This is a genomic window from Nocardiopsis sp. NPDC006832, assembly GCF_040635885.1.
In the GTDB taxonomy this organism is placed as follows: domain Bacteria; phylum Actinomycetota; class Actinomycetes; order Streptosporangiales; family Streptosporangiaceae; genus Nocardiopsis.
This window is the reverse complement of record NZ_JBEYLC010000061.1, coordinates 1-15,485: the sequence shown is the minus strand read 5'-3', so window position 1 is coordinate 15,485 and position 15,485 is coordinate 1. Positions and strand designations below refer to the sequence as shown.

The 15,485-nt window shown below is 70.2% G+C and carries 14 protein-coding genes; 4 read left to right on the top strand and 10 right to left on the bottom strand.

All coding sequences use genetic code 11. From position 1 onward, the window contains the following. Window positions 1-43: 43 nt before the first annotated feature. Genes ABZ717_RS23305 through ABZ717_RS23295 form a run of 3 tightly spaced genes read right to left on the bottom strand, consistent with a single transcriptional unit; the run spans window position 44 to window position 3,021 of the window. Window positions 44-985: an ArsA family ATPase gene (locus ABZ717_RS23305; protein ID WP_358513972.1), complete on the bottom strand. Its 942-nt coding sequence runs from the start codon at window positions 983-985 to the stop codon at window positions 44-46. Beyond that, window positions 976-1,257, bottom strand: coding sequence for a cory-CC-star protein (locus ABZ717_RS23300; RefSeq protein ID WP_358513970.1), 282 nt, complete (start codon window positions 1,255-1,257; stop codon window positions 976-978). Before ABZ717_RS23300 ends, ABZ717_RS23305 begins: the two co-directional genes overlap by 10 nt. Window positions 1,258-1,260: 3 nt before the next feature. Continuing rightward, window positions 1,261-3,021, bottom strand: a complete 1,761-nt coding sequence (locus tag ABZ717_RS23295) for a carbon starvation protein A (protein ID WP_358513968.1) — start codon at window positions 3,019-3,021, stop codon at window positions 1,261-1,263. A gap of 147 nt (window positions 3,022-3,168) precedes the next feature. Between ABZ717_RS23295 and ABZ717_RS23290 the strand changes: the two genes are divergently transcribed. Continuing rightward, window positions 3,169-3,999, top strand: a complete 831-nt coding sequence (locus tag ABZ717_RS23290) for a hypothetical protein (RefSeq protein WP_358513966.1) — start codon at window positions 3,169-3,171, stop codon at window positions 3,997-3,999. Here ABZ717_RS23290 and ABZ717_RS23285 read toward each other — a convergent pair. Beyond that, window positions 3,989-5,488, bottom strand: a complete 1,500-nt coding sequence (locus ABZ717_RS23285; protein ID WP_358513964.1) for an alpha/beta hydrolase — start codon at window positions 5,486-5,488, stop codon at window positions 3,989-3,991. The genes ABZ717_RS23290 and ABZ717_RS23285 overlap by 11 nt on opposite strands. A gap of 148 nt (window positions 5,489-5,636) precedes the next feature. Between ABZ717_RS23285 and ABZ717_RS23280 the strand changes: the two genes are divergently transcribed. Beyond that, on the top strand, window positions 5,637-6,248 hold the full coding sequence (locus tag ABZ717_RS23280; RefSeq protein WP_358513962.1) for a helix-turn-helix domain-containing protein: 612 nt from the start codon (window positions 5,637-5,639) through the stop codon (window positions 6,246-6,248). Window positions 6,249-6,385: 137 nt separating this feature from the next. Here the strand turns inward: ABZ717_RS23280 and ABZ717_RS23275 are convergent, their stop codons facing one another. Together ABZ717_RS23275 and ABZ717_RS23270 are read right to left on the bottom strand one after the other, a co-directional pair. Beyond that, the gene (locus tag ABZ717_RS23275) at window positions 6,386-7,039 is read right to left on the bottom strand and encodes a response regulator transcription factor (protein ID WP_358513960.1); all 654 of its coding nucleotides are present in this window, start codon (window positions 7,037-7,039) and stop codon (window positions 6,386-6,388) included. Then, a complete protein-coding gene (locus tag ABZ717_RS23270) occupies window positions 7,036-8,241 on the bottom strand; it encodes a histidine kinase (protein WP_358513958.1) in 1,206 nt (401 codons plus the stop codon). The genes ABZ717_RS23275 and ABZ717_RS23270 overlap by 4 nt, the downstream gene beginning before the upstream one ends. 111 nt (window positions 8,242-8,352) lie before the next feature. Here ABZ717_RS23270 and ABZ717_RS23265 point away from each other — a divergent pair, with 111 nt between their 5' ends. Together ABZ717_RS23265 and ABZ717_RS23260 are read left to right on the top strand one after the other, a co-directional pair. After that, complete coding sequence (locus tag ABZ717_RS23265) at window positions 8,353-9,117, top strand: ABC transporter ATP-binding protein (protein WP_358513956.1); 765 nt, start codon at window positions 8,353-8,355, stop codon at window positions 9,115-9,117. Beyond that, window positions 9,114-11,540: an ABC transporter permease gene (locus ABZ717_RS23260; RefSeq protein ID WP_358513954.1), complete on the top strand. Its 2,427-nt coding sequence runs from the start codon at window positions 9,114-9,116 to the stop codon at window positions 11,538-11,540. The genes ABZ717_RS23265 and ABZ717_RS23260 overlap by 4 nt, the downstream gene beginning before the upstream one ends. 21 nt (window positions 11,541-11,561) lie before the next feature. Here the strand turns inward: ABZ717_RS23260 and ABZ717_RS23255 are convergent, their stop codons facing one another. The 4 genes from ABZ717_RS23255 to ABZ717_RS23240 all read right to left on the bottom strand — a co-directional run. After that, on the bottom strand, window positions 11,562-12,929 hold the full coding sequence (locus tag ABZ717_RS23255; RefSeq protein ID WP_358513952.1) for a CoA transferase: 1,368 nt from the start codon (window positions 12,927-12,929) through the stop codon (window positions 11,562-11,564). Between the two features lie 201 nt (window positions 12,930-13,130). Beyond that, window positions 13,131-13,865 carry a DUF6882 domain-containing protein gene (locus ABZ717_RS23250; RefSeq protein WP_358513950.1) on the bottom strand — a complete coding sequence of 245 codons (735 nt, stop codon included), beginning with the start codon at window positions 13,863-13,865 and terminating at the stop codon, window positions 13,131-13,133. A 156-nt stretch (window positions 13,866-14,021) separates the two neighbouring features. Continuing rightward, complete coding sequence (locus ABZ717_RS23245; RefSeq protein WP_358513948.1) at window positions 14,022-14,876, bottom strand: serine protease; 855 nt, start codon at window positions 14,874-14,876, stop codon at window positions 14,022-14,024. Between the two features lie 238 nt (window positions 14,877-15,114). Beyond that, the coding region (locus ABZ717_RS23240) for a transposase (protein ID WP_358513946.1) at window positions 15,115-15,485 on the bottom strand (371 nt) is incomplete at its 5' end.

Here is a 15,485-nt window from a genome sequence, read left to right as displayed (position 1 = left end):
GCTCCCGTTGGGGGTGGCGGGTCCGCACGCACGGGTACCGGACTCAGGCCAGGTGGGCGATGAGGTCGCGCAGGGCGTCGGGGCCGATGGGTTCGCGTCCGGTCAGGGGTGACTCGACGGTGCCCTGCTCGGAGAAGCGGGCGCGGACGTCCCCGATGACCTCGGGATCGACGTCTGCGGGGACCTGGTTGACCACGACGGTGCCCAGGCGGAAACCGGTGTCGGCGAGCTCCTTGGCGGCGCGATCGGTCTCGGCCAGGACCATACGGCGCGGCACCAGGACCAGCCGGACCTCGGCGTCCTCTCGCAGGCGGGCCGCCGCGCGTTCGAGTTTGCGGCGGCGGGCGTGCAACTTCTCCAACAGCGGGTCGTCGGTGCTCTCCTGAGTACCACCGATGACACCGACGGCGAAGCGGTCGGCGTCCACGGCGCGCTCGCGTTGGCGGGCCAACCCCTCCACCCAGGGGGTGAGCAGTTCCGGCAGGTGGAGCAGGCGCATCAGGTGGCCGGTGGGGGCACTGTCCACCACCAGGCGGTCCCACCTGTCGGGAACCTCCTCCATGGTGTCCATGAGCAGGTCGGCCAGTGCGGACTCGGCCATTCCGGGCCCGGCCGCGGCGTGATCGAGGTGGCGGGAGACCGCGGGCAGGATCTCGCGGGGCAACGCTCGTGCGGCGTCGTCGCCGATCCGCCGGACTCTGCGGCGCAGGGCCGCGTCGGCGTCCGGTTCGCGCACCCACAGGTTCTCACCGACCTGAACGGCCGTGTCACCGAGGGGCGTCGCGAGGACGTCGCCGAGCGAGTGCGCGGGGTCGGTGGACAGCAGCAGCGTGCGCAGGCCGTGGTCGGCGAAGTGGAGCGCGTGGGCGGCGGCCATGGTGGTCTTGCCGACCCCGCCCTTACCGCCGAAGAAGACGATGGGGGGCACGGCGGGGATGTCCGGGTCCTTCTTCGCTCGTGCGGGCCGTCGGAACCTCAACAGCACACCCCCGGTCCGCCAAGGTCGTCCCGCCCCATACGCTGATGCCATTCGTGCAGGTCGGACACCATGTAGGGGATCAGGTCGAGGGTCTCATAGGACACCGGCCCCTCCACCCCCAGAGTCTCCAGGAGCAGAAGGGCGCGCAGCGTGTCGTGCTGGGTGCGCGTCTCCCGTCGCACCTCCTGACGCCATTTCGCGGTGAAGACCTCGTCGTGAAAGGCCTCCAACCTCTTCCAGGCGTCATATGCGCGAGAGAGCGCACCCAGCGGATTCACGTCCTACTTCTCCTTCGGGTCGGAGATCTCGGTGGTCCCTTCGGACTCCGTGTCCTCGGTCTCCGGCAGGTTGCGCGCCGCGAAGGCCTTGCGCAGCGCGATGGTGGCTTCCACGACCAGCCAGACGGCCAACGCGAAGATGACGAAGTCGAGTGGTGCCAGCAGGAAACGGTCGATGACGTCGTCGGAACGCACGAACGCGATCAGGTTGACGATCAGCGCCCACGAGGTCATGACCAACAGGAAGACCAGCGGGATGAGGATCGCCAGCGGGTTGCGGCGACGCTTGGTGACCCACACCGCGATGACGGCGAGCGCCAGGCCGGCGGTGAGCTGGTTGGTGGTGCCGAACAGCTGCCACAGGGTACCGAAGGCGAAGTCACCCGGGATGAGCGCCAGGCCCAGCGGGACGATCGTGGCGATCAACGTCGCGACGGTGAGGTTGCGGGCCAACGGGCGGAACCGGATGATCTCGGCGATCTCCTGGACGATGTAGCGCTGTAGACGTACACCGGTGTCCATGGTGGTCGCGGCGAAGCTGACCACCACGACGACGGCGAAGATGACACCGATCTCCAGCGGGATCCCCAGGTTGCCGCCGAACTGTCCCACACCTTCGACGAAGTTGCCGGTGGCGCCGGCGGAGGCCGAGCCGAAGTCGCTGTACAGACCGTTCCAGTCGGCCAGCGGAGAGGTGGAGGCGGCGACCACGCCGGCGGTGCAGGCCAGGATGGAGCAGACCGCGAGCGTGCCCTCGCCCGCGGCGCCCATGTAACCGACCAGCCGGGAGTCGGTCTCCTTGTCGATCTGTTTGGCCGTCGTACCGGAGGCCACCAGGCTGTGGAAGCCGGAGATCGCGCCGCAGGCGATGGTGATGAACAGCAGCGGGAACCACGGCGGGGAGTCCGCCGGGACGTCGCTGTTGATCACCGGAGCGACGATGGTGTCCCAACCGGCGACGACGCCGAGGAAGATGACCACGAAGGCCAGCAGCATCTGGTGCAGGTTGATGTAGTCACGCGGTTGCAACAGCATCCACACCGGGATACGGGAGGCGATGAACGCGTAGACGAACAGCAGGATGATCCACACCGTGTTGGGGGTCATTCCCATGGTCTCGGAGACACCGCTGATGTCGATCGGGAACATCACACCGAGTGGGATGCACACGTACACCAGGGCCAGGGCGATGATCGACGGCACCAGGGCCGCGGTACGGCGCCTGTAGACGATCTGTCCGACGGCGATCGCGAGTGGGATCGTCACCAGGACCGGGAGGATGGCGGCCGGGTAGCCCACGAACAGGTTGGCGATGACCACGGCGAACACGGCGTTGACCATGGTGAGCAGGAAGAAGATGATCACCAGGAACAGCGTTCGTGAACGCTTGCTGATGACGTCTCCGGCCAGGGTGCCGATGCTACGCGCCTTGTGCCGGACGGACACCACGAGGGCACCGAAGTCGTGCACACCGGCGGCGAACACGGTGCCGAGGAGGATCCACGCGAGCGCGGGTCCCCAGCCCCAGAACACGGCGACGGCGGGACCGACGATGGGTGCGGCGCCGGCGACCGAGATGAAGTGGTGGCTGAAGACGATGTGACGGTTGGTCGGCACGAAGTCGATGCCGTCCTTGTAGGTGTGCGCGGGGGTGACGAACCCCGGTTCCAGCGCGTACACCTTCTCAGCGAGGTATCGCGAGTAGTAGCGGTAGCCGAGTGCGAACACCGCCACGGACGCGAGTAGGACGAGGGCTGCGGGCATGGCCGTGGCCTACCTTCCGCATTCCGGGCCCGAGACGCGGCGTGATCGTCGACCCGGACCCGTCTCCCGGTGATCACGCCCGCTCGGACCATGGGTTAGGGTCACCAGAAATTAACATGCGACATTCCTCACTTATAAGGTCTGACCTTGACTGACCTGATCACGGTTTGGCAGCGATCCACCGTCGCGGAACTCAGCTGGATCTCGCCGTCCGGGCCCACGGGTATCCCGGTGGTCCCGTTGACACTGCGCGATCAGGTGTGCGTCGCCCTGCCCTACTCGATGGCCGACCTCGCTCTCACCCTCGGTGACCGTCGGCACGTCGCCTTCAGCGTGACCGATCAGGGGGCCGGTGGTCAGGTGGGATTGGTGGGCAGCGGACCCGTCGAGGTGCTCGAAGACCTGGAGGGACGGGAATTCGCGGAGTCCCTGGTCGAGCAGGAGGCACTCAAGCATCCACCCACCCGGCTTCGCGCGGACAGCCTCATGGCCCGTCGGGAGAACTGGTGGTGGGTCCCAAGGATGATCGTGACGCTCGCCTCGGTGGAGAGCATCCGTGAGATCCATCCCCGCACCCGGGCCACGGACGCGCTCCTGGTGCGCGACCGCCACGGTCACCCGGAGGTCGACGTGGTCACGGCCGACCGGTGGTCCGACCAATCGGGAGCGAGGACCGAGTTGTGGGCCCGCGGCGGAGGGCTTCTGGCGGGAACCGACGAGCCGGTCTTCACCTTTTCCCACCAGTACAGCCCCGACTTCGAACGATGGGAACGCTGGTCCCGTTCGGGGCGGCTCAACGGCGAGTCCCTACTGGTGGAGCGGGCCGAGGGCGCCCCCGTGGGCGAAGAACCCGCCGGCCCGTTGCCGCCCTACGGTCTCCTCGAACGCTACTCCAACCACCGATCCCTGGCCCGATCCTGCCGTCGAGGGATCTCCGAGGCCGAACGCCGTCGCCGCGCCCGGGGGCTCATGGGGTGAGCAGCCCCCAGGTCACCGCCCAGGAAAGCAGGGTGGCGGCACCCACCAGCAGCAGACCGAGTCGGACCCGATCGACCCCGGTCAGAGGATCTGGCCGGTTCCACCAGGCCAGGAGCAGCACCGCGGTGGCACCCAGCGCGGCCAGCGCGCCCACCTGCAACCCCAGCCAGGGCAATGGTCGACCGAGCACCACCGTGCCGACCTCGGTTCCGGCGGTCATCATGATCCACCCCAGATAGGACATGGTCAGGGGCGGCAGCGACAACCCGAGGACGGCCAGCGCCCCGCGCGCCCCGGCCACGGGCGACCGGCTCCGGCCTTGGCCCCGGTTCCCGCGAACCCTGGCGATCAGGCCGATCCCGAGGTAGGCGGAGAAGCAGACCAGGCTGCCGCCACCGGTGGCGGCCAGGAACCACAGCGCTCCGGGGCCCGCCGGTGGCTGTTGGAGGCTCTCCAGGTCCTGAGCGGGCGGCGCGTCCGACCCGCCTCCCGGGTCACCGGCGGCCAGTCCGTGCACCCAACCGGTGACCGTGTCCACGTACTCCGGCGCCAGGCCCTCGAACAGGGCATCCGGATCGGCAACGCCCTCGACGAAGCCGTCCGGGCTCGGTTTCATCCCGTGTCCCACCCCAGGGACCACACGGAGGGTGTGGTGGGGGTGCCCGCTCCCTTCCAGGGTGTCCCTGTACAGCTCCAGGGTCTGTCCGGGTGGGGTACTGCGGTCGTGTTCGGCGATCACCCCCAGGAAGGGTTGTTCCAGTCGGGCCAGGTCGGGCAGGGGATCGTGGCCGGCCAGGCGGAAGGCGTCGGCGCCCACCACGTGGCGGGTCAAACGCCCGCCCAGGTCGTCGAGCAGCCGGTCGGACACCCCCGCGTGGCGCAGCTGGACCTGGTTCATCCAGATCTGGGTGCGGTCCGGTGGCAGCGCGCTGGGCGCCGCCGCCACCACGAAGTCCACCTCCGCCGATCGGACCCCCGCCTCGATGACGGTCCAGCCGCCCTCGCTGTGGCCGTGCACCCCCACCAGGTCGGAACGGACGTCGGGACGTTCGCGGAGCAACCTGACCCCGGCGACGGCGTCGTCGGCGAGGTCGGGCAGTGAGGCCTCGGAGAGGCCGTCTCCGTCGGCCTCCCCCCGCTTGTCGTAGACCAGGGCGACCACGCCGGCCGCCGCGAAGGCCTCGGCCACCGGCAGGTACGTCTCCATGGGCACGCCTGCGCCGGAGCCGGCGACGAGCACCACTCCGGGGTGTTGGTCCTCCGTGCCCTCCGGGGCGAGCACGGCCCCGCGCACGGTGCGCTCCCCCGCCGTGAACTCCACTGCCACCTGGCTCACCCCTGACGTCCCGCGCTCACGCTCCTCTCGTGGCGGAGCACCGGGATCGTCGGGGGCGGCTCGGGCCGGGAGTGCCAGGAACACACCCAGGAGCAGCAACGGAAGGGGAAGCAGTGCCTTCAGGACCACTGCTCGCTTTCGGGGGGCGGGCATCGGGTCACCTCTCTCGGTTCGGACATCGAGCACGGTTCCCCACGCACAAGAACATGTGCACAAAAACCTGTGCACACTTTATTGTGCACGCCCCTCGCTTCCGGTCAAGGGATTGCACAGAAACCTGTGCACAACTACGTTGAGCCCCATGAGCCCAGCCTCGGAGCCCAGGACGATCGACGACCCATCGGTCCTGAAATCACTCGCCCACCCCCGCCGGCAGCGCATCCTCGCCCGGTTGAGCGAGCACGGCGCCGCGACCTCTGCCTCCCTGGCCCGCGAGCTCGGGCTGAACACCGGCGCCACCAGCTACCATCTGCGCGAACTGGCCAGGAACGGCCTGGTGGAGGAGACCGATCCGCCCGAGGGTTCACACGGCAGGGAACGCTGGTGGCGCACTCCCCGGCACGACCTGCGCTTCCCACCGCGCAGTGCCCAGGAGGAGGCCTTCCGGCAGGCGCTGGACGAGTACGCCCGAGCCACGTTCACCCGTGACTTCGAGGACTTCAACCGCGCTCTGGAGGCCACCGCCGAGGATGGAACCTGGGGCGACGCGTTCCCCTTCTCCAGCGGAAGCATCCAGGTGACACCGGAGGAGCTGTCCGGTTTCTTCGAGGAGTACATCGCCCTGCTCAAGCGCTACCAGCGCGCCCCGGAGCAGACGCCCGAGGGCGCCCGGACCATCGTCACCCGGTTCCTGGCCTTCCCCACCACACCGGACAGCGCTTCGGAACCGGAAAACCCTCCCGAGCGGACCTGAGCACCGCCCTGACAGACCCCGGTCCTCCTGCCCGCAGGCGTCACTTCTCCATGGGCGCCGCTTCCCCGTTGGACCTCGCTCGTCCGGAGACATCCCTTCCCGCGGACATTCCGTCCCCGCGAGCGTCGCTTCCCCGATCAGTGATCCAGGTAGGCCAGGACGGCCAGGACCCTTCGGTGTCCGTCGACCTGAGGATCCAGGTCCAGCTTGGTGAAGATCGAACCGATGTGTTTGCTCACCGCCGCGTCCGACACCACCAGCAGGCGGGCGATGGCCGTGTTGGACTCGCCCCGCGCCATGAGGGACAGCACCTCGCGTTCCCGGGGCGCCAACCGGTTCAGCGGGCTGGAGCGGGCCGCCAGCATCACCCGGACCACCTCCCGGTCCAGGACGGTGCCGCCCGAAGCGACCTTGGTGACCGCCTCGGCGAACTCCTCCACGTCACCTATGCGTTCCTTGAGCAGGTAACCCACCCCGCCCGGGGCGTCGATCGCCAGCAGGTCCGAAGCGTAGGCGGGCTGCACGTACTGGCTGAGCACGATGATCCCCGACCCAGGGCGTTGGCGGCGGATCCGCACCGCGGCCAGCAGCCCCTCGTCCGCGTAGCCCGGGGGCATGCGAACGTCCGTGACCACCAGGTCCGGGTCGTGTTCGCGCACCGCCTCCTCCAAGGCGTCGGCGTCGCCGACCGCGGCGACCACCTCGTGCCCGAACCTGCCCAACACCCCCGCCACACCCTCACGAAGCAGGACCGAGTCGTCCGCGACCACCACGGTCAGCGCGCGCGTCATCGTTCCGGGATCTCCAATCGCACGGTGGTCGGCCCGCCCCGCGGGCTGTCCACGGTCAGCTCCCCCGCCAGGACCGCCAGCCGGTGGCGCAGGCCGCTCAGCCCGCCACCGTCCGGGCTCGCGCCTCCGGGGCCGTCATCGGTGACGTCCACCCACAGTCTCGCGTCCCGTATCCCGCCCCGCACCCGAACGGTGGCGCCGGGCGCGTGCTTGCCGGCGTTGGCGATGGCCTCGCAGACCACGAAGTAGGCGGTGGACTCCACCGCTCCCGGGAGGCGTTCGGGCAGGTCGAGATCGATCTCCACCTCGGACGCGGCGCGGGCCGCCACGTCCAGCAGGGCGGCCGGCAAGCCCCTCTCGGTGAGTACTCGGGGATGGATGCCGCGCACCAGGTCCCGCAGTTCGCTCAGTGCCCGCGTCACCTGCTCCTGGGCCTCCCGTACGGCGTTGGCGGCCGGGGAGTCGGCGGGCAGGTCCAGCCGGGCCAGTCCCAGGGAGGTCTTCACCGCGACCAGGCGTTGTTGGGCACCGTCGTGCAGGTCGCGTTCGATGCGTCGGCGCTCCTCGTCGAAGGCGGTCGCCAGCGCGGCGCGGGAACTGGTGACGTCGCGCAGTTCGGCGACCAACCGGTCCTCGCGCGGGGACAACACGGCGCGGGCGATCTCCGAACGTGTGGCCGCCCATCCCGCGATCAGGTAGAGCCCGACCGGCCACAGGGCGGCCCATCCGAGCACGGAGGCCCACCGTTCGAAGACGTTCAGGTGCCCGGCGTCGACGAAGTTGAGCACGCCCAGGAGGGGAGCGCCCAGCGCCACCCCGAGCACCGCCAGGTCCAGCACGCACAGCATCGTGAGGCTCAGCAGTGTGTACCCGAGGTCGCGCCATGGGCCGGACGTGGAACGCGCGGTCGCCGACCGCTCCGGCCGCTCCCCGACCAGCCCCTCGCAAAGCCGACCCCAGCGCGCCACCAGCGGAGTACTGGCGGGGATCGCCACCAGGACCACGATGAGCACGAGCGGCTCCCAGTACCACGGCCACTCGGTGATGGGCGTGTACTTCACCAGGAGATCCACGCTCCCGACGATGAGCACGCCGCCCACCGTGCCGGCCAGGACGTACGCCAGGGCCCGCCACGGCCACGCCGACAGCAGGAAGCGGTGGGGCGCGAGCGTGATCGCCGCGCGCAGGTTCGGGATGCTCACCCACTCGACGGTAGCCCGCCCGAGGATGGTCGCGCGGTAGAGCAGGGTCTACCTCCGAGACTCCACCACGGGCACCCGCGCCGAACCCGTCCGAACCGCTGTGCTCGAAGTATGAACGCGACACTCGGCGCCACACGTGACGCCCTACGCATCGACTCCGTGACCAAGCACTACGCGACCGGGGACCACCGGGTCGCCGCCCTCGACGGCGCGTCGCTCGACGTGCGGGAGGGAAGCTTCACCGCCATCATGGGGCCGTCCGGTTCGGGGAAGTCGACGCTGCTGCACTGCGCGGTCGGCCTGGACAGGCCCGACGGCGGAAGCATCGTCGTGGACGGGACCGAACTGGGCGGCCTCGGTGAACGAGGGCTCACCGAGTTCCGCCGTGAACGGGTCGGATTCGTCTTCCAGAGCTACAACCTCATCGACGCGCTCACCGCCGCCCAGAACACGCTGCTGCCCGCCCGTCTGGCACGACGGCGCCTGGGGCGCGAGGACGCGCTCAAGGCACTCGACGAGGTGGGGCTGCGCGATCGCGCCGATCACCGACCGCACCAACTCTCCGGCGGTGAACAGCAACGGGTGGCGATCGCCCGCGCCGTCCTGACCCACCCCGCGGTGATCTGCGCCGACGAACCCACCGGCGCCCTCGACCTCGCCCGCGGCCGTCAGGTTCTGGACCACCTGCGCGCGGTCGTGGACACGCACGGTCGGACGGTCCTCGTGGTCACCCACGACCCCGCCGTGGCCGCGCGCGCCGACCGCGTGGTGTTCATGGCCGACGGACGGATCGTGGACGAGATCGACGCTCGCGACGGTGGGCGATTCGACGCCGGGAGCATCGCGCTGCGCATGGCCGGACTGGAGGAGTCATGATCGCGTTCGCCATGGTGCGGCACCGCCTGCGCTCGATCCTGGGCGGGTTCGTCGCGTTGACGCTGGGTGTGGCCCTGTTGGCGGCTTCGGCGATCGTCATCACCTCGGCACGACCGGCGGTGCCGCCACGCTACGAGAACGCCGCCGTCCTGGCCGTACCCGAGGAGGCCGGGACCAGGTCCGATGACTTCACCGTCGCTCGCTCGGTGTGGAGCGTCGACGAGGCGAACGTCCTCGTCGAGGAGATCGCCCGGGACGACGGGGTGACCGACGCGGTGGCCGAGCACCGGTTCCAGGTCCAGGTCATGGACGGTGACCGGATCCTGGGCGACGCGGTCGACGGCGACCCCAACGGCGCCGGGTGGTCGTCCTTCGTCCTCGGGAGCACGAGGTTGCTCGACGGCGCGGGACCCTCCGGGGACGACGAGGTCGTGTTGCCCGCCTCCTACGGACGTTCGGTGGGCGACACCGTCGACGTGCTGACGGCCGGCGCCGAGTGGCCCATGACCGTCTCCGGGATCACCGACGGCGACGACGTCCTGCTCCCCGATCCCCTGGCCGAGGAGAGCGCGACCGGGGTGTCCCTCATCGGTGTGGTCACGACGGCCGGCGCCGACCCCGCGGGCTCCGGTGACCTGGTACGGGGCGTGGTGGGCCCGACCTCGGACGTGTACACCGACGACGAACGCGGCGCGATGGAGTCGGAGTTCGACGCGTCCAACAACTGGGTCGGCCAACAGCTGCTGGTCCTGATCGGCGCGCTGGCCGTGTTCGTCTCCGTGTTCGTGGTCGGCACCACCTTCACCTTCCAGGTCTCGGTGCGCCGCCGTGAACTGGCGCTGCTACGCGCCGTGGGCGGCACTCCACGTCAGGTGCGTCGAATGCTGCTCGGTGAGGCCGCCGTCGTGGGTGTGGTCGCCTCCCTGGTGGGCGCGGCGCTCGGGATCGTCGGCGCGCACCTGCTGGGCGACCGGATGATCGACGGTGGCCTGCTCTCCCGTTACTGGGAGGTGCGATCGGTGGCCCTGCCCGTCGGAGCGTCGGTGCTGATCGGTCTCGCCACGGCGGTCGCCGGGGTCCTGGCCGCCTCGCGCAAGGGTGCGGCGGTCAGGCCCCTGGAGGCGCTGCGCCCCGAAGAAGGCAGGGACGAAACGATGCCGAGGTGGCGGCTGTGGGTCGCGGTCTGCGCCGGGCTCTTGGGCGTCGTTCTGGTGGTGGCGACCATGCGAGGGGACATGGAACAGGCCATCGCCTACGGTCTGGCGTCGAGCCTGGCCCTGCTGGTGGCGGCGGCCGTCGCCGCACCCCTCTACCTGCCACGCCTCATCGGTCTGCTGCCGGGGAACTCACCGCTCACCGAACTGTTGCGCGTCCAAGCGCGTACCGGTCCGCGGCGAACGGCGTCGACGCTCCTACCGGCCCTGCTGGTGTCCACGCTCGCCGTCACCGTGTTGGGTCAGACCGACACCCTCGGCGGCGCCATCGAAGAGCACTCGCGGGGCGAGATCCCCGGCGACGCCATGCTCGTACGGACCGACGGTGGCGGCGGGCTGACCGACACCGCGCTCGAACGCACCCGTGAGCACGTCGGCGGGGAGGTCGTCAGCCACCTCTCCACCGGTGTGTACGTGGACGGCCGTTGGGTGGAGTCCGTGGGACTCCGTCCGGACGCCGTACCCGAGGGAACGGCGCTGGCCTCCCCCGCCACGGCCGGGCGGTTCGGTTGGGCGGAGGGCGACACCGTCGACCTGACCTGGCGGGACGGCACCACCGGCCGGATCCCGGTCACGATCGAGGAGTTCCCACCCGAACTGGAGATGTGGGCGGAACTCGCGCTGCCGCACGACCTGGCCCGCGAGCACGACCCGGCCACCTTCACGATCATGGCGGCGTTCGATCCGGTGGACGCCGAGGCACTATCCACGGCCCTGGCCGACCAAGGCGTGCGCGTCGAGGACACCGACCGATTGCTCGACGAGGGCGTCGCCACCGAGATCGGGCTACTGCGCCTGTTCGCCGGGATCATCCTGGTGTTGTCCCTGGGGTACACGGCGATCTCCCTGGCCAACACCCTGTCCCTGTCCACTTCGGCGCGCCGCCGCGACCTGGCCCTGTTGCGGGTCGCCGGTGCGCACCGGCGACAGGTCCTGGGCCTGTTGACCGCGGAGTCGGGGCTGGTCACCACGATCGGCCTGATCCTGGGCGCGTCGCTCTCCCTGCCCGGTCTGTACGCGCTCACCATCGGGCTCCGGGACGAGTTCGATCCACGCCGGGGCCCGGCGGAGGTCGCCGTGCTACTGCCCTGGTCGGAACTCGGCCTGGTCTTCGCCGCCTCCCTGCTGATCGGGGTCCTGGCCGCGCTGGTACCGGCGGCCCGTACCCTGCGCCGGTCACCGTCGGCCATGGTGGCCGAACGCCGATGACCGGATCGTTCGGTCCCCGGTTCAGCGCCAGGTGGCGAGGTCGGTGCCCCAACGTGAGGCGGTGCGCGCCCAGTCCCGGGGGCCGCCCTCGTAGCGCACCGGCGGCACGGCGTAGCGCAGCCGCCCGTAGGGGGACCCCGCCTCGACCAGCCATTCCTCGGCGTCGTAGGTTCCCTCACCCGGCTCCCGCGCGGCGATGTCGTGCAGCAGCCAGGAGGCCGTCCCCGCGAGGGAGAAGTCCAATCGTCGGCCACGCCCGTCGACCCGCCGATCGGTGAGCGCGCGCAACACGCCCGCGGCCATCAGGTACCCGGTGCCATGGTCGAGGGCCTGCGCGGGCAGGACCCCCGGACGCCCGTCCGGGCCCGACTCGATCGCCGCGATACCGGTGGCCGCCTGTACCAGGCTGTCGAAACCCCGACGACCCGACCAAGGACCGCTCCGATCCCAAGCGCACAACCCGGCCACCACCAGTCCGGGACGGCGCGCGACCAGATCGGCGGCGGCCATGCCGCGCCGGTCCAGGGCCCCGGGCCGGTACCCCGTGACCACCACGTCGGCCGTGTCCAACAACCCCTCCAGAACGCCTCGTCCCTCCGCCGAGTCCAGGTCCACCAGGGCAGAACGTTTGCCGGGGCCGGTGTCGACGTGGCTGTCGGGGTCCTCCGACATCCCGGGTGGATCGATCCGCAGCACGTCCGCACCCAGAAGGGCGAGGGTGCGGGTCGCGACGGGGCCGGCGATGACCCTGGTCAGATCCAGGACACGCACCCCCGCGGCGGGCAACGCCGCCGGTTCCAGATACCGGTCTCCGGCCTCGCCGTGCGGGACGACCTCGGCCAGGGGCGAACGTCCGATCGCCGACGTTCCTCGATCGGGCGCCGGAGCGACCGCCACCGCCAACCCGCCGGCCGCGTACACCCGTTCCTGGACCTCGGTGGCCGCGAGCCCGGACAGGACCGCGGCGAGCCGATCGGGCAGCGTGCCGGGGTCGCCCTCCGCGTCGATGTCGAGCGCGTGGAGCAACCGTTCCCGATGGTGCGGATAGTTGGCGTGGGTACGCACCCAACCGTCGGAGGCCCGCCAGAACCCCGACAGGGGCGCGAAGGAGGTGGGTTCGCGGCCGTCCACGCGCAGGTGTCGTTCGCTGACGAACGCGGTGGCCACCGCGCCCTCGTCCACGTGGACCCGTGGGACCGCACCGCCGTTGCGGGCGGCCAGGAGTTCGGCGGCGGCCAGGGAACAGACACCGACGGTGGCCGTGGCCAGGGCGCGCACCGGAAGTACCGCGGGCAGTACGTTCCCGGCCGTGTGCCGGACGATCGCGGCCGGTGGTTCGGCCGCGCCCGCGATCGCGGTCCAGGCTCGCAGGGTCGTCTCATCGATCATCGGGGTGACTCACAATCCCTACTCGGCGAGGAGGGGGACCTCGCCGAACAGCAGGTGGTACTCGGCCGGCGATGGCTCTTGGGGCGTGTCACGCGAATACATACCCGGTTCGCCCTCCCCCGGGGATCCGCGTCGGCTTCGGTCGGCCCGCCCCAGAGCCGAACCGTGGTCACCGGCGCCACGCTCACAACGGAACACGCCCTAGTAGCCCCGTTCCCCGGCGGGGGTCGCGGTCCCCTCGATCCGGTTCACCCGGTCGAGCTCGTCGAAACCCACCTCCACACCGATGTCGGGTCCGGTCAGGGACAACCTCCGACGGTCCGCGTCGGTGAATCGCGGCGACAACCCGCGCAGCCGGGCGTAGGTGTACACGGCGCGTTTGGGGTCGGACAGCCGCAGACCCGCCACCCCTTCCTGGAGGATGCGCATGACCCGCAGGGGGGTGGGCCGCGGGAGCCTCAGGTCCGGATGTTCGATGATGAAGGAGACCCGGGTGCCGCCGCCCGCGTCACCGTTGTAGGCGAACCAACGGCCGGTGAGGAGCTTGGCCGCCTCGGTCAACGGATGCAGCGCCAGGTGTGCCTCCTCCGGCGCGCCCGGCAGCGTCGCGAAGGGGACCTCGGCCTCGGACAGGGCGGGGATGTCGTTGTCCCGACCGAAGTCCCGAACGGCCGCGCCGAGAGCGGTCAGATCCGGGGAGAAGCCGGAGGGGTTGGCCCAGCCCCACATCCAGGATCGCGGACCCAGGGCGGCGCTGCCCAGCAGGTGGAAGCGTTCGCAGACCAGGGGGCGATCACCGGTGAACTCGAACCTGGGCACCTGGAAGTCGACGTTCCAGTGGTGGTCGCCGAGGAACTCCTCCAGGTGGAGCTGGTGCTCCAAGGAGAACAAGGCCGCGTCGTCGAGTATGTCCGGGAGGGTGTGCTTCTTGCTCATGCCACGATGCTATTGCCCGGTTCCGACACCCTCCGGGGTCGGGGCGCGCGGCGACGAACCGTCCGACGCCACCGCGATGCTCCGGAAGCATCGCGGTGGCGGCCGGTCCGTTGGTCGTCCGGGCGGTCCCTTCGGGTGGTGGTGAGTCCTACCCGCTCAGGAGGTGGTCACCGGCTCTCCGGCCCGGCGCGCCTCGGGGGCGTGGGTATCGGTCGAGGTCGTCTCGGTGATCCAGTCGCCGTGGGCGACCGGGTCGGTCAGCACCATCGGCCCCACGCAGGACGGGTCGACGTCGAAGTCACCGTCCCGGCTGACCACGCCCACCAGTTCCCAGTCGCCCTCCTCGCCCCGCACGGCCGGGCCGCCGGAGTCGGAGATGCACATCTGGGCCGCCTCGGTGGGGTGCTCCGAACACAGGTCGGCGTCCTCGTCCATCTCCGCGCACCGGTCGGGTTCGGTGACCTCGGTGTCCAGTTGTTGGAGGACGGTGGGCTTCTCCTCCTCTCCGAACTCGTCGACCATGCCCCAGCCCAGTCCTCGCACCGGTGTGCCGGGGGTGGCCGACTCGGCGGCGATGTCGATGGGGGTCTCGTCGACCGGAGCGTCCAACCGGAGCAGGGCCAGGTCGTTGTGCAGCAGGTACTGCGAGATGGGGTAGTCGGGGTCGTCGCTCACGTCTTCGACCTCGTATTCGGGGTGCAGGACGGTCTCGGCCACCTCGCGCTCGCTGCCGCCACCGCCACGGTCGGTGCTGCCGACCCGCACAGCGATGTTCTCGGACTCGGTGCAGTGGCCCGCCGTCAACACCCATTCCGCGTCCACCAGCGCGCCACCGCAGTAGTGTTCGCCCTGATCGTTGTAGAGCGCCGCCATGAAGGAGTACTCCTCAGTGGCGTCGGTTCCGCCGATGACGGCGCCGGCCGGGGCGCTCAGGGCGACCGCCGCGAGCAGGGCTCCCGCACCGACCGTACCGACCCGTGTTCCGATTCGCTTCTCTCGGCTGTGGCTCACGTCCTGGCCCTTTCCGTCTCGCTGTCGCTTCGTTCGATGTGACAGCAAAACTACGGAACGGAATCGGCCGGAACATCGACCTCGGGAACGAGAACGCACACCTACGAAAGGCGGGCCGGGAACCGGACCGAGGGCTACGGAAGTCCTCGTCCGTCGCCGATCGGACCGGCCCGCGTCATCTAGGATGCGGAACGTGACTCCTCCCACCGCTGAAGCGGTGGGCTTCTCCTGTCGCTACTCAGGCAACAGGAAGGACCAGCCCGGCCCTGATACCAACGTTGACCGCTCCCACCCGATCGGCGTGCTCTGTGTAGCCGCACTGGACACAACGGAACTTCTCCTGTGTCGGGCGGTTGTCCGCACTGGTGTGCCCGCACGATTGGCGTGGGCAGGTGCGCGACGTGTTGCGGGGGTCGACCGGGATCAACTCACGACCGGCGCTCTCAGCCTTGCGCGCGAGGATTCCCAGGAACACCCCCCAACCCGCATCGAGAAGGCTCTTGTTCAGCCCGGTCTTAGCACCGGCGTTGTTCGAAAGGAACCCACCCCGCTGTTCGGGATCGGGCTTGGGCGCGGGCTTCTTGGTCATACCCGCGATGTTGAGACGTT